This is a genomic window from Vibrio sp. R78045 (assembly GCF_042466085.1).
GTDB classification, from domain to species: Bacteria; Pseudomonadota; Gammaproteobacteria; order Enterobacterales; family Vibrionaceae; genus Vibrio; species Vibrio cyclitrophicus.
The window spans coordinates 1767891-1781438 of sequence record NZ_JAXHBS010000013.1 but is presented as its reverse complement, the minus strand read 5'-3'; the positions used below and the strand labels follow the sequence as shown (position 1 = coordinate 1781438).

Annotated in this window: 9 protein-coding genes and 10 tRNA genes; 3 read left to right on the top strand and 16 right to left on the bottom strand. The window is 43.0% G+C overall.

Annotated features, from left to right (window positions below; genetic code table 11):
- Positions 1–31 precede the first annotated feature (31 nt).
- From cobA to nirB, 4 genes are all read right to left on the bottom strand, one after another.
- Positions 32–808, bottom strand: a complete 777-nt coding sequence (cobA, locus tag SJY39_RS18390) for a uroporphyrinogen-III C-methyltransferase (RefSeq protein ID WP_016767164.1) — start codon at positions 806–808, stop codon at positions 32–34.
- A gap of 333 nt (positions 809–1141) precedes the next feature.
- Positions 1142–1957 carry a formate/nitrite transporter family protein gene (locus SJY39_RS18385; protein ID WP_010429867.1) on the bottom strand — a complete coding sequence of 272 codons (816 nt, stop codon included), beginning with the start codon at positions 1955–1957 and terminating at the stop codon, positions 1142–1144.
- Between the two features lie 134 nt (positions 1958–2091).
- Positions 2092–2415 carry a nitrite reductase small subunit NirD gene (gene nirD, locus SJY39_RS18380; RefSeq protein ID WP_016792855.1) on the bottom strand — a complete coding sequence of 108 codons (324 nt, stop codon included), beginning with the start codon at positions 2413–2415 and terminating at the stop codon, positions 2092–2094.
- A 15-nt stretch (positions 2416–2430) separates the two neighbouring features.
- Positions 2431–4989 (bottom strand): nitrite reductase large subunit NirB, encoded by a 2559-nt coding sequence (gene nirB / locus SJY39_RS18375; protein WP_016792854.1) that lies wholly within the window; start codon positions 4987–4989, stop codon positions 2431–2433.
- An 899-nt stretch (positions 4990–5888) separates the two neighbouring features.
- Here nirB and SJY39_RS18370 point away from each other — a divergent pair.
- Positions 5889–6620 carry an AzlC family ABC transporter permease gene (locus SJY39_RS18370; protein ID WP_016789131.1) on the top strand — a complete coding sequence of 244 codons (732 nt, stop codon included), beginning with the start codon at positions 5889–5891 and terminating at the stop codon, positions 6618–6620.
- Positions 6617–6925, top strand: coding sequence for an AzlD family protein (locus SJY39_RS18365; protein ID WP_010429877.1), 309 nt, complete (start codon positions 6617–6619; stop codon positions 6923–6925). Before SJY39_RS18370 ends, SJY39_RS18365 begins: the two co-directional genes overlap by 4 nt.
- Positions 6926–7146: 221 nt before the next feature.
- On the opposite strand, the gene SJY39_RS18360 is transcribed toward SJY39_RS18365, so the two are convergent.
- The 6 genes from SJY39_RS18360 to SJY39_RS18335 all read right to left on the bottom strand — a co-directional run bounded on the left by SJY39_RS18360 (position 7147) and on the right by SJY39_RS18335 (position 7948).
- Positions 7147–7222, bottom strand: a tRNA-Gly gene (locus tag SJY39_RS18360).
- 51 nt (positions 7223–7273) lie between these two features.
- A tRNA-Cys gene (locus SJY39_RS18355) sits at positions 7274–7347 on the bottom strand.
- 62 nt (positions 7348–7409) lie between these two features.
- A tRNA-Leu gene (locus SJY39_RS18350) sits at positions 7410–7496 on the bottom strand.
- 80 nt (positions 7497–7576) lie between these two features.
- Positions 7577–7652, bottom strand: a tRNA-Gly gene (locus SJY39_RS18345).
- Between the two features lie 51 nt (positions 7653–7703).
- A tRNA-Cys gene (locus SJY39_RS18340) sits at positions 7704–7777 on the bottom strand.
- 84 nt (positions 7778–7861) lie between these two features.
- Positions 7862–7948 (bottom strand) — tRNA-Leu (locus SJY39_RS18335).
- A gap of 370 nt (positions 7949–8318) precedes the next feature.
- Here SJY39_RS18335 and SJY39_RS18330 point away from each other — a divergent pair.
- A complete protein-coding gene (locus SJY39_RS18330) occupies positions 8319–9107 on the top strand; it encodes a lipase (RefSeq protein ID WP_010429969.1) in 789 nt (262 codons plus the stop codon).
- 83 nt (positions 9108–9190) lie between these two features.
- On the opposite strand, the gene SJY39_RS18325 is transcribed toward SJY39_RS18330, so the two are convergent.
- From SJY39_RS18325 to viaA, 6 genes are all read right to left on the bottom strand, one after another.
- On the bottom strand, positions 9191–11056 hold the full coding sequence (locus tag SJY39_RS18325) for a methyl-accepting chemotaxis protein (RefSeq protein ID WP_016793309.1): 1866 nt from the start codon (positions 11054–11056) through the stop codon (positions 9191–9193).
- Between the two features lie 341 nt (positions 11057–11397).
- Positions 11398–11471 (bottom strand) — tRNA-Cys (locus SJY39_RS18320).
- 61 nt (positions 11472–11532) lie between these two features.
- Positions 11533–11619, bottom strand: a tRNA-Leu gene (locus tag SJY39_RS18315).
- A 79-nt stretch (positions 11620–11698) separates the two neighbouring features.
- Positions 11699–11774, bottom strand: a tRNA-Gly gene (locus tag SJY39_RS18310).
- A 50-nt stretch (positions 11775–11824) separates the two neighbouring features.
- Positions 11825–11898, bottom strand: a tRNA-Cys gene (locus SJY39_RS18305).
- 197 nt (positions 11899–12095) lie between these two features.
- Positions 12096–13541 carry an ATPase RavA stimulator ViaA gene (gene viaA / locus SJY39_RS18300; RefSeq protein WP_016793375.1) on the bottom strand — a complete coding sequence of 482 codons (1446 nt, stop codon included), beginning with the start codon at positions 13539–13541 and terminating at the stop codon, positions 12096–12098.
- Positions 13542–13548: the final 7 nt, after the last annotated feature.

Genomic DNA, 13548 nt, shown 5'->3' with positions numbered 1-13548 from the left:
CAGTTACCAGTTACCAGTTACCAGTTACACGCTAAACTTGTTCTTTAAACCAAGCTAGCTTTTCATGAAGTTGAGCGACACTGCCTACAACAATCAAAGCTGGGCTTTTTGCCTGACTAGCTAAATTCGCCAAGTCACTTAGCCCACCGCGAAACACCTTCTGTTCCTTACGTGTACCATTTTCAATAATGGCAACAGGCATATCAGCACGCATACCATTCTCAAACAGATTCTTTTGAATATTAGGGCTCTCTTTTAAGCCCATGTAAAACACGATGGTGTGGTTGTGTTGAGCAAGTGAACGCCAGTCAATATCTTCGCCATCCTTCTTCAGGTGGCCCGTAATAAACTGAACGCTTTGCGCATGATCTCGATGCGTCAGTGGAATACCAGCATAGGCAGTGGCACCAGCTGCAGCGGTAATGCCAGGAATGACTTCAAATTTTACGTCATTTTCGGCAAGTGTTTCACACTCCTCACCACCACGGCCAAAGATAAACGAATCTCCACCTTTAAGGCGCACTACGTGCTTATTTTCTTGCGCTTTAGTAACAAGTAGTTGGTTGATCTGATCTTGTGGTACACAGTGGTGATCTAGCTTTTTGCCCACATACAGCATTTCTGCCTCTGAGTTTGCCATAGCCAAGATATCTTTTGATACCAAACGGTCGTAAACCAAAACATCGGCTTGTTGAATAACACGCGCCGCTTTAACCGTTAATAAATCGGGATCACCTGGACCCGCACCCACTAATGAAACAAATCCTTTGTTTCCTGTATTAACATTCGATGGCGATACTTCTGACATGCTTTGCTCCGAAAGTTAGCTTGTTATATTTCAAGCTTAATTCTGTTTAGCCACCCACAGTAAAATTCTATGAGTTACCAATATCCCTACCTCTAGACTACCAGTTGTTTCGATAAAACTTCACGATTAATTCTAAACAAGATAGAAGTTTATATAACAAAACAATCTATTACGGCCCAAATAGATCATCGATTCCCTTAACATCGATGGTTATTAGGCCTCCCAATAGGCTAAGTCTTAACTTCGAAATACGATCAAAAAAGCCCCAAACATGATGCGAGGGGCTGATTAATTTTGTTTTAACTGCTAGCTCTATTCAACAGAGGTAGTCAATTACTTAGCACCTAGAGAAGGAGCAGTTCTAGCGTGTGTTAGGAACAAAGGAACACATGCTAAGAAAAGACCACCAACGATGTTACCTAGGATGGTTGGGATAAGGTTGAAGTTCAACCAAGTTGCGATACCGAAGTCAGCGCCAAGAATCATACCTAGTGGGAATAGGAACATATTTACTACTGTGTGCTCAAAGACTAGTGCGAAGAAGATGAAGATTGGGAACCACATCATCGCTACACGGCCAGACACTGTGCGCGCAGTCATGTTACCGATCACACCTAGGCATACCATTAGGTTACAGAAGATGCCGCGCACGAAACACGTGATCCACCCGTCCATGCCCATGTTTTCAAAACCTAAGCTACGACCAGTAGAAACAGCAATGAACTTTTGAGCAACTGCGTTTGGTTCAAGGGAGAAATTACCCGTTAGTGATACTGCAACAAGGAAAGCGACAATTAGAGAACCGATTAGGTTCCCAAGGCCAACAAGGCCCCAACAACGTAAAACACGACCCCAAGTAATGCCAGGGCGATTGTCGAATTTCGCTAGAGGTGCCAAGCCAAATACGCCAGTAACCAAGTCGTAACCCATCACACTTAAAATAACAAATCCGACTGGGAACACTAGTGCGCCAACAATACCAATACCTGTTTGTACGATAGTTGTAATAGCAACAACAACAGCAAGAGAAAGAATGATACCTGCCATTGTACTTCGAATCAGAAGATCACGCGTACTTGTCTTTGTTTTAGCTTCACCCACATCGATCATCGTTTGAACGAATTCAGCTGGTTTGAAATCAGGAGACATAAGGTTGTCCTTAAAAAAGTTAAAAGTAAAAATTGGATAGGAAAAGGTTCTAGTTGCCGAATTAAGGCAATACCGGGAACTAGAACCCTTGATCTATCGAATCTTGCGATTTAACTGACTAGGTCGATGTTAAACTAAGCAGCGATTTCAACCGCACCTTTAGTTACGCGAACTTTGTACGCTTTTACGCTGAAGCTCTCATCTTCCATACACACGCCAGTTGTGAGATTAAAGCGTTGCTTCTTAAGTGGGCTCGCCACCCAAAGCTCACCTTTGTGCTCAACCGTTAAACCACGAGATAAAACGTTTGATTGGAAAAACGGATCAGTATTACTAATAGCAAACACTTCTTCGGCTTTAGTTGGGCGGAAAATAGCAACTTGCTCACCACCAACCAATGCACAAACACCGGTACCTGGAATAATATCTTCGATCTTACAAACTTTGGTAAATGCCATGATGTCGTCTCCCAATTAAACCAGTTCAACGTGAAGGATGTCGCCCTTCGCTTCTGGGTGTTTTTCTGTGAATGTTGCTGGGCGGTGTTGTTCACGGCCATCATCAACGAATACAACGTTCTCATCACGGTCATCGGCATTGATGAAGTGGGCAAAGCGCTTAAGTTGAGCTTCGTCGTTGATAGTATCAGTCCACTCACAAGCAAAGTTATCAACTAGGCCAGCGATGTCAGCTTCAAGTTGATCGTTAAGGCCAAGTTTGTCGTCAACAATGACTTCACGTAAATATTCAACACCACCTTCTAGGTTATCCATCCATACCGAAGTACGTTGCAGTGGCGCAGCCGTGCGGATGTAGAACGTCATGAAACGATCGATGTATTTGATCAGCGTTTCTTGGTCTAGGTCGCTTGCTAGTAGGTCTGCGTGACGAGGCTTCATACCACCGTTACCACATACATACATGTTCCAACCAGCATCCGTTGCGATGATACCTAAGTCTTTACCTTGCGCTTCGGCACACTCACGAGTACAGCCAGATACACCAAACTTCATCTTATGAGGCGTACGGATACCTTTGTAACGGTTCTCGATCATCACGCCTAGGCCAACTGAATCTTGAACGCCGTAACGACACCACGTTGAGCCTACACACGTCTTAGCCATACGTAGTGCTTTTGCGTAAGCTTGACCCGTTTCGTAACCTGCAGCAATTAGCTTCTTCCAGATTGCTGGTAAGTCATCTTTCTGAGCACCAAATAGACCGATACGCTGTGCACCTGTGATCTTGGTATACAGGTTGTACTCAGCCGCAACATCAGCCAAAACACTTAGAGCTTGAGGCGTTACTTCACCACCCGCCATGCGAGGAATAACTGAGTAAGTACCGTCTTTCTGGATGTTACCCAGGAAATTGTCATTGGTATCATGCAGTTTCACTAGCTCTGGCTTAAGGATGTGTTCACCCCAGCAAGAAGCAAGAATAGAACCCACTAGAGGTTTGCACACCTCACAGCCGTAGCCTTTACCGTATTTTTCTAGTAGTTCATCGAATGTTTTGATTTCTTCGATACGGATCAGATGGAAAAGCTCTTGGCGAGAGTAAGCAAAGTGCTCACAAACGTCATTTTTTACTTCAACACCTGCTTTAGCAAGCTCAGCATTTAGTACTGAAGTTACTAACGGGATACAACCACCACAGCCAGTACCTGCGCCTGTTACTGCTTTAATATCACCAATTGTGTGATGACCTTCAGCAACCGCTTGTGCAATCTTGCCTTTGGTTACATCGAAACAAGAACAGATAACTGCAGTTTCAGGTAGAGAATCCGCGCCAAGGGTTGGTTTTTCTGCACCCGCATGAGCAGGAAGAATCAATGCATCTGGGTGTTCTGGTAGATCGATTTCGTTCAACATAAGTTGAAGAAGATCACCATAATCAGAAGTATCCCCTACCATTACTGCACCAAGAAGCTTCTTGTTGTCTTCAGAAACGATTAGGCGTTTGTAAATTTCCTGCTCTTCGTTTTGATAAACGTAGCTCTTACAACCTGGAGTTCGACCATTTGCATCGCCGATTGAACCTACTTTTACGCCCAGAAGCTTAAGCTTCGCAGACATGTCAGCACCTTCAAATGTGCTTTCGTTACCTACAATGTGATCGACTGCAACAGTCGCCATTTTGTAACCTGGAGCCACTAGGCCATAGAAAGTTTGGTTCCAAGACGCACACTCGCCGATGGCATAGATATCTTTATCCGTTGTTTGACAGTGATCGTTGATCTCGATACCGCCACGAGGTGCAATACCCAAACCCATTTGACGAGCAAGTTTGTCCTGTGGACGAATACCGGCAGAAAATACGATAAAATCTGTTTCAAGTTCTGTTCCGTCAGCAAAACGCATTACGTTACGAGCTTCAGTGCCTTCAGGAGCAATTTCAAGCGTGTTCTTGCTTGTATGTACGTTTACGCCCATACGTTCGATTTTTTGACGAAGTTGGTTACCACCAGCTAGGTCAAGTTGCTCAGCCATCAACTTAGGAGCAAACTCAACCACATGTGTTGTCACGCCAAGTGCTTTTAGAGCGCCTGCTGCTTCAAGACCAAGTAAACCACCACCAACAACAACACCAGATTTTGAATTCTTAGCGGTTGCTTCAATAGCTTTCAGATCTTCGATGGTACGGTAAACAAAGCAGTCTTTACCTTCGTTGCCTTTAATTGGCGGAACGAAAGGGAAAGAGCCAGTAGCAAGAACAAGTTTGTCGTATTGAATTTCACGGCCAGTGCTCGAGTAAACTGTTTTTCTCTCACGATTAACGTTAATTGCACGCTCACCGATCAGCATGTTAATGCCGTGTTTCTCGTAGAAACCTTCTTTAACTAAAGAAAGTTCATCCGCAGTATGGTGTGAAAAATAAGAAGAAAGGTGTACACGATCGTACGCAACACGTGGCTCTTCACAGAACACAGTAATGTCCATGTTCGCAACATCTGTCTTCTCGACTAAATCTTCGATATAGCGATGACCGACCATCCCGTTACCGATTACGACTAGCTTCATCTTGCTCATAAGAATTCCTGAAGGTTATATATTTCTTAACTAACCGAATAATGAATTATGAAAGAAAATGAAAATATGATGTAAATCAATTACGAAATCGAACTACCCGAAAGGGGTAGAACAAAAGAGGTAGATGTGCTTAATTTTAACGCAAAGCAAACGAATAACCGTAGTTTTGATAGGGTTTAGAGGGGTTTTATATACACTTTAGTGCATCAATCATTGTGTTGTAAATTTTCACAATAGATTAGCAATAACATAATTGAATGACAATCATTTTCATTTAATTGCACAAGAAGTGTAATATGGTATGAAAGGGTTACAGCTTCATGATCAACTATGTATAAATATGAATAACTTAATGATTCGAATCACAACCGCTGTTTTCCAACACTCCCCCCCACTCCATTTACGTACATCTCGGTCAGTTAACAGGTGTATTGGTTTGCTTAGTAACCGTAGACATTGAGAAGAGACATTTTACAACTCAAGACGCATCACAAGGTTCTGAGACAACGAATCAAACTTGCCAGTTGCCTATTTCCAAAGATGTAATGAGTCGCTTCAAACTAAGCTTGATCTGGTCTAAATCACGTACTCAGACACTGCCTTCCCTGAGTTATACACGATTTGTGACAGTGCAAACCCTCATGTATAGGTAAAGAAAACTATTCGATCTTCCTAGGAGAATGAAACAGGGAGCCGCGTGCTCGATTTCTTATTTAATAGTTTGGACATGTTATTGATTAAATTAAGCTTTCTAGATTCGGCCTTCGCCACCGATCAGGTATTTTATCTACGACATAACGTTTGAAAGCCTAACCAATTGATGTTAAACATGCAGTTTACAAAATAACAACAAGATCTTTCAATGGATCTGCCCCATTGCCTGCTGGCTAGGTACCTCTATGACAAAAAATACTCAACACCTTCAACGCTCCTCGACTGAGTTACACGAGTTTACACGTATCGACGTCTGGAACGGCTTCACACAGCTTCTTCCTCTTTCTATGTTTGTGATCGTATTTGGCCTCGCATTCGGTGTTGCTGCTGTACAAACTGGACTAGATGCATTTCCAACTATGTTAATGAGCACACTTGTTTTTGCAGGTGCTTCACAGTTTGCTACGTTGGATATGTGGGGAGCAGAAGTACCCCTTATTCCAGTTCTTATTACCGTATTCGCGATCAATGCTCGTCATCTTTTGATGGGGGCGACACTATATCCTTGGTTACGTCAACTTCCTCCGACAAAACGATATGGTGTGATGTTGATAGCTTCGGACGCAAACTGGGCAATGGCACTCCATGCATTTGGGAGGAAGGAGCCCGGTTTTGGATTGCTCGTTGGTGGTGGTTTAGCACTTTGGTCGTTTTGGATCATTGGCACTTGGGTTGGCATATACTTTGGTAGCGCAATCCAAGATCCTGTCGGCCTTGGTCTCGATATGGTTATGGGTTGTTTTTTACTTTCCATGGTCGTCGTTGGACCTAAAAGTTTAAGAATTTTTACTATTTGGACCTCAGCAGCAGCATCTTCAATGTTGGCATATTGGTATTTACCTGAAAACAGCCATGTTGTAGTTGGTGCTATCTCAGGTGGAGTCTTGGGAGCTTGTTGGAAGGAGAAGAAATCATGAATATCGAAACAAATGTTGGTGGTACATTATTGATAATCATTGCAATGGCATTAGTCACATTAGCAACACGCTGGGGTGGTGTGTATGTCATGTCATTTGTTCCAATTAGCGAGCGTGTTCAACGTTTTATTACAGCGATGTCAGGTTCTGTATTAGTCGCCCTTCTAACACCTCTTGCCGTAGAAGGTGACAACGGAGCTAGAGCGGCACTATTTTCTACAGCACTCGTCATGTTCGTCGTTAAAAAACCTCTACCAGCAATCGCAGCAGGAATCATTGCCGCAGCGGCAGTACGATCTTTTTAGCTGTTATCAATACTACGACACTCCCTCAAATAGCTAAGCCTTGATAACATATTTCGATGCTATCAAGGCTAGCCCCATACCTAAAAGTGACTGATATAACCCATTGAAGATAGAAAGATTAATAAACTTATCAATTTTCAGATACAAAAAAACCAGCTTTCGCTGGTTTTGAGTTGATGATTTTTACACTGAGATATCGTAATTACCATATCTGAATAATTTGGAGCGATACATCGGGTTCGAACCGATGACCTCAACCTTGGCAAGGTTGCGCTCTACCAACTGAGCTAGTATCGCATTGTCATTCTTCTACTCTTCCCTTTGCCTAGGCAAAAAGAAGAAAGAGAATGGAGGCGCCTCCCGGAGTCGAACCGAGGTCCACGGATTTGCAATCCGCTGCATAGCCACTCTGCCAAGGCGCCTTCAATGAGTGTTTTAAGAGAACTACTCTGTTGATCTCTACCAAAAGTAGCAATCAAATAGATGGTGCCCCGGGCCGGACTTGAACCGGCACAGCGCGAACGCCGAGGGATTTTAAATCCCTTGTGTCTACCAATTCCACCACCAGGGCACGCAATTCTTTATTGCGATGCCGATTACTGAAAAGTAAAACACCATCTTAATGTCAAAATGAATCAACATTACAAAATTTGGAGCGATACATCGGGTTCGAACCGATGACCTCAACCTTGGCAAGGTTGCGCTCTACCAACTGAGCTAGTATCGCATTGTCATTATTCTAATCATCCCTTTGCCTAAACAAAAAGAAGAAAGAAAATGGAGGCGCCTCCCGGAGTCGAACCGAGGTCCACGGATTTGCAATCCGCTGCATAGCCACTCTGCCAAGGCGCCTTATCAACATAAAAAATATATTGAAGTGTTTAAAGAGAACCACTCTTTGTTCATCACTCTACTCTCAAGTAGAAACTAAATAGATGGTGCCCCGGGCCGGACTTGAACCGGCACAGCGCGAACGCCGAGGGATTTTAAATCCCTTGTGTCTACCAATTCCACCACCAGGGCAACGCAATTAAGCAATGCTGATTACTGAAAAGTAAAACACCATCTCTCAGCGACCTAGGCCGTGAGAACGAGGTGTACTTTAACGGATGGAAAAAATTCGTCAACAATAAATTTTATCTTTTAATTCAAGTGATTAAATATCGAACTTTACAGGCTTAAATTACTGCAGCTTGTATGGTTATTATACATAGTTCTTAAGTTTCAATGGCATCACCACAGGTGGGGAATTCAATTTATAGACTGGACATTATCGTTTGAAGTCAGTTCTTCCCACTGGTTATCTGTAGCGTAAGAAAGACAACGTCGTTTTCATGCACGTTTCACATTCAACCTCTAGAGTTTTAAGTAACTCTTATTACGAAGTGAAAATGTGAAACCACTAAAACGATACCAATATGAGCGTTATGCCGTCCTATGTAACCTCGCTTACCCTAGAGTTTTTAAACAAACTCGTTACGGGTTTGACCCTAATGGACAACGCATCATAAAGAATCAGTTTGGTAAAACCATGATTCGAGTCTTATGGAGCAGCAACAAAGATGAGGTAGTCGTGGTTATCAAGGGATCACACAGTATTTCTGACTGGCTACTCACCTTCGCATTATGGACCAGAAGCTGTAGAAGGATTGGACTGAACTATCGTGTTCATGCTGGTTTCTATCATCTCATGTTTCAAGAAAGCCAACCAAGTCGTAACGAAGATAAGCTAGGGCAAACCGTTATAGAACGTTTAGAAGCCACGCTCATACCTTTGTTAAAAGAAGGAAAAAAAATTTCCATCACCGGCCACTCATCTGGCGGCGCTATTGGTTGTGTATTTGCTGACTACCTAGACCAAAAGTATCCCGGTTGCATCAAACGAGTCGTCACGTTTGGCCAGCCTGCAATTGGTGATTGGAGCTTTAAAAAGAACTACCGTTTAAGCAAGAAAACTTACCGCATCTGTTGTGACATAGACATTGTAACCTTCATGCCGCCATTACCTTTAATGTATTGGCATACAGGAAAAGTGCTTTGGCTCTACAACGGTAGAATCTATGAAAACACCCCAACACTCATTCGCCTTGGTCGCTCGATCTTTAGTTGGTTGATTCGGCCTTTCTCTTATCACCTTATGAGTAAGTATATCCGTAATAAAGATTTCTTCGATAAACACTGAGACAGCAAATCAAGTTGACGCTAGCTGCTTAAAAAAGAGCACAAGCTTGTAACGACTTGTGCTCTGTATGGTTGTAACTGGACTTATAATTTAAATCTAGAGAGTTCCTGTTTGAGATCGTTAGCTAAGTGACTGAGTTGGTCGGCTTGCGAGACTGCATCTGACGCATCAAGCGCCATCACGTCACTTACTTCACGCACCGACTCAGTATTGGCGTTGATTTCCGCGGTCACTAAAGATTGCTCTTCTGCGGCTGAGGCAATTTGAGTCGCCATGTCGCTGATCATCTGAATCGCTTCGCGTATTTGAGCCAAGCTTTCTCCGGCCATATCCACATCGCGTACGCTAGTTTTTGCCATATCGTGACTTTGTGTCATTACTTTAACAGCACCGCTAGTCGCTTGTTGTAAACGCTTGATCTTGTCTTCAATCTCTTCCGTTGAAGCATGAGTACGTTGTGACAATACTCGTACTTCGTCAGCAACCACCGCAAAACCACGACCTTGCTCTCCGGCCCTCGCTGCTTCAATTGCCGCATTGAGTGCAAGCAAATTAGTTTGCTCTGCGATCTCACGTATTGTCGCTAAGATTGACGCGATTTGTTGACCGTGTTCTTCAAGCTCACTAATGATAGAGACTGCGCTGGTTAACTCAATAGACAGCTCATTGATTGATGATTGACTCTTCGCCATTTGTTGGAAGCCTTGTTCGCTTAACTCAACAGAATGACTTGCACTTTTTGCTGTATTGTCTGCATTAGACGCGATTTCAGAGGTTGCTGTCGCCATTTCGGTTACAGCTGTTGCTACCATAGTGATCTCGTCTTGTTGTCGGCTTACGCTATCGCTACGTTTCAATGCGCTTGTGTTCGCATGTTCTGCACCGTTATTCATGGCAGTTGAAACTTGGGTAACATTTTTCATCATCTCATGTAGCCTATCGACAAACACATTGAACTTATCGGCAAGTTGCCCGACTTCATCTTGACTCGATACTTGGAGGCGTTGTGTTAAATCTCCTTCCCCTTCAGCAATATCAGCTAAAGCTTCGCTCACTCGTCCTAATTCCACCAATTGACGAGCGACAAACCACGACGTTGCCGCAGCCATAACGATCAATACGATCAATCCTGTCGTTACCTGACTGATCAGCATATCGAACAACGGTTGTTCTAATACGTCTTTGTCCATTTCAATCACAAGAAGCCAGTCGGTGCCTTTAATAGGCTCAGCCATGATGACGCGCTCATAACCATCAACTTTTGTAAAAATTGTCGTTAAGTTTTGTGCGGCACTATTTAATCCAGCAACACTTAATTCTGGTGCTATCTCTTTGACTTGCTTAAGGATGAAATCTTTATTCTTATGGGCAACGACCGTACCTTGCTTATCTATTAGGATCGCTCGCCCATTACCTGGAACCTGAATGGCCAAGACATCGTCAATAAGCTTGTCTAATGCGAGATTTGACGCCACCACACCAATAATCGAACCATTTTCGGTCACAGGATCAGTTAAGGTCACCACTAAGGTTTGCATAGTGACGCTTACATATGGCTTAGTAGTGACCGCGCGATTTTCTGCTAAAGTTTGTTTGTACCAACCTCGAGCTCTAGGGTCATAGCCCGCTTTATTTAATGAAGGATCGTGGCGAAACATCTCACCTTGTTTGTTACCGTAGTAACTCAACCCAAACCCACCAGACACAAGGGTTTGACGTAAGTGTGGCACTATATCTAATGACGGGTTAAGTTGAACTTGTTGTTTTAGTCCGTGTACTGCTTGTTTCTTATCATAAAACCAATCGCTGATGCCCTTTGCATGCGCTTGGAGTGTGTTTCGACTCTCACTCTCTATTGATTGCCAACTGTTACTTTGAAAAGTCTTATAACCCATAAAAAGAAGGATGGCAGATGTAACAGCAATCGCTAAAACTACAGAGAAAACCATTTTTCTCTTTAGACTAAATTGCATATTAAGAACCTCTTATAGAACAATTAAAGAAATATAAAGTTCTATGCTCTCACCTATATATATGAATTAAAGAGAGTTAACACTCATATAAATGAAACAAATTGAGTACAGTAATAATTTGTGACTTCTGTTTATTTACATATTACTCAGCCGACAAACTCAAAGTAACGCAGAGTAATGGTAAATAATGGCACAAGTGCGAAACAGGTGACATGAATAATGATTGAGTTGTTAAATAAGTGGGCTAGAAGGCAGGTTGTTCGGTGGTATATCTGAAACGAAAAAACCAGCCACTAGGACTGGTTTTTTCTGAAGATTGGAGGCGCCTCCCGGAGTCGAACCGAGGTCCACGGATTTGCAATCCGCTGCATAGCCACTCTGCCAAGGCGCCTTCAATGAGTGTTTTAAGAGAACTACTCTGTGATTTCTACCAAAAGTAGCAATCAAATAGATGGTGCCCCGGGCCGGACTTGAACCGGCACAGCGCGAACGCCGAGGGATTTTAAATCCCTTGTGTCTACCAATTCCACCACCAGGGCACGCAATTCTTTATTGCGATGCCGATTACTGAAAAGTAAAACACCATCTTAATGTCAAATGAATCAACATTACAAAATTTGGAGCGATACATCGGGTTCGAACCGATGACCTCAACCTTGGCAAGGTTGCGCTCTACCAACTGAGCTAGTATCGCATTGTCATTCTTCTGCTCATCCCTTTGTCTAAACAAAAAGAAGAAGAGAATGGAGGCGCCTCCCGGAGTCGAACCGAGGTCCACGGATTTGCAATCCGCTGCATAGCCACTCTGCCAAGGCGCCTTCTTACATCAACACTTTAGGGAGTTAAATAAGCTACCCCTGTGTTCGGGTGCTTACTTTACGGATTGAGGGAAGATAGTCAAACAAAAAAGTGAATTTAAATTCCGTTTGCTGACATTTAAATCAAATTGCTGCATGTTCAATCTCTTGAGTCAAAAAACACACAGCAAAAGGGATTTAATTGGAGTGGTCGAACGCTACCACTTTTTCATAAAACGGCCAACAAGGCTTGGGTGGTAAGCCCAACAATGGTCAAACATGGTCATAAGTTGTGGGTTGCCGTACTTAGATAGGCTTACCGCGTGGAAACGGTTTTTGTGCTCTTTCAATTTTTCGACTTGAGCAATCATTTCGTCAGATTGTTTTGGTGCAATAAAATCAGAAAGCACAATCAAATCTGCGTTCTTGTATTTATCTCCGGTCATCAAATCAATTGACTTCATCAAAACAGGTTCTAGATCAGTACCACCGTGGAATGAGTAGCTTAAGAAGTCACTCGCTTCACGTAAACCATCTTGTTTTGTTAACTCATAGGTAATCTGCTCAGAAGAAAACAGAATCACGTAACAGTCTCGCTCTTCCGCGAGAGCGATTTGCATCAGGGCATAAGCCATTGCTTTGGCAGATTGCTCTGGAAATCCACTCATTGAACCTGAAGCATCCACACAAACGATGAACGGTCCTTTTTCAATATCGATATTCTTACTATCTGGCTTTTGCGCTTTCACTTTGCGTAAAGTACGAGATTTACCTTGAGATTGATAACTCAGTAAGCGCTTGTCCGCCAGATGTTTATAAAAGATAACTTCGAGCTCAGGATAAGCTAAGAACATAGTTTCGTTTGGTAGCATCTTGTTCAAGTCATCACTCTCGTGAATCCCGACAATATCATCTACCGCTTCATCGCTTTTCTCTTCAACCATCTGTAGCTCTTCTACAGGGGCTTTGTGTAGCGAAGGATCGTCTTCCTCACCCGCCATACGGCCGAGTTTTTCAGCTATTTCTTGCAGGCCTTTATGTTTATTTAAGAACTCTGCATGACGCTTCATTACGGTTAGGTCAGTTTTACTCAACTTAGCTGAAGCCATATCCCACAAGCGCCCTACGCTGCCTTCATCACCTGACTCAGTCACTTTGTCCATGTTCTTCATGGTTTCCATGCGCTGATAAAGATCCGCTAAGACTTTTTCTTTGCTTGTTTCAAGTTCGGTTACTTGAGCTTGCTTAATGGCTTCAGATAACGACTGATACCATTGATCACAAAAGTAATGTGGAAACATAGCGTTATAAACGCCTTTGTTGTTTTCCATTAAACGTCGTGCTTGTAGATAGAACGCAGAGTGCCACTCCAACTTTTTGATGACTCCGTCTATGTCATCAAAAAACTGGCCTTCATTCCAATAAATCACTTCTTGATAAAGTGCTATTTCCTCTTGGAAGCGGTCGGTCTCACACACTTTGGTCACGCGTTTTTTCACTTTTCCGCGCCATTTAACTAAATGGTTTTTTACCGATGTTTTGACGCCTTTGTTCTCAGCAGCCATCATAACTTGAGAACGAGCGATGAGATCATTCATCGCCGTATCAATGATGCCCGAATCAGCAACCATCAAAGCAAGGTTTAAGCCATCTGCTCCTAACATACTTGTC

Coding starts and splice junctions, on each gene's coding strand:
- nirB (WP_016792854.1), bottom strand. CDS start 4,989: ATGAGCAAGATGAAGCTAGTCGTAATCGGTAACGGGATGGTCGGTCAT.
- nirD (WP_016792855.1), bottom strand. CDS start 2,415: ATGGCATTTACCAAAGTTTGTAAGATCGAAGATATTATTCCAGGTACC.
- cobA (WP_016767164.1), bottom strand. CDS start 808: ATGTCAGAAGTATCGCCATCGAATGTTAATACAGGAAACAAAGGATTT.
- viaA (WP_016793375.1), bottom strand. CDS start 13,541: ATGTTAGGAGCAGATGGCTTAAACCTTGCTTTGATGGTTGCTGATTCG.
- SJY39_RS18370 (WP_016789131.1), top strand. CDS start 5,889: ATGACAAAAAATACTCAACACCTTCAACGCTCCTCGACTGAGTTACAC.
- SJY39_RS18385 (WP_010429867.1), bottom strand. CDS start 1,957: ATGTCTCCTGATTTCAAACCAGCTGAATTCGTTCAAACGATGATCGAT.
- SJY39_RS18325 (WP_016793309.1), bottom strand. CDS start 11,056: ATGGTTTTCTCTGTAGTTTTAGCGATTGCTGTTACATCTGCCATCCTT.
- SJY39_RS18365 (WP_010429877.1), top strand. CDS start 6,617: ATGAATATCGAAACAAATGTTGGTGGTACATTATTGATAATCATTGCA.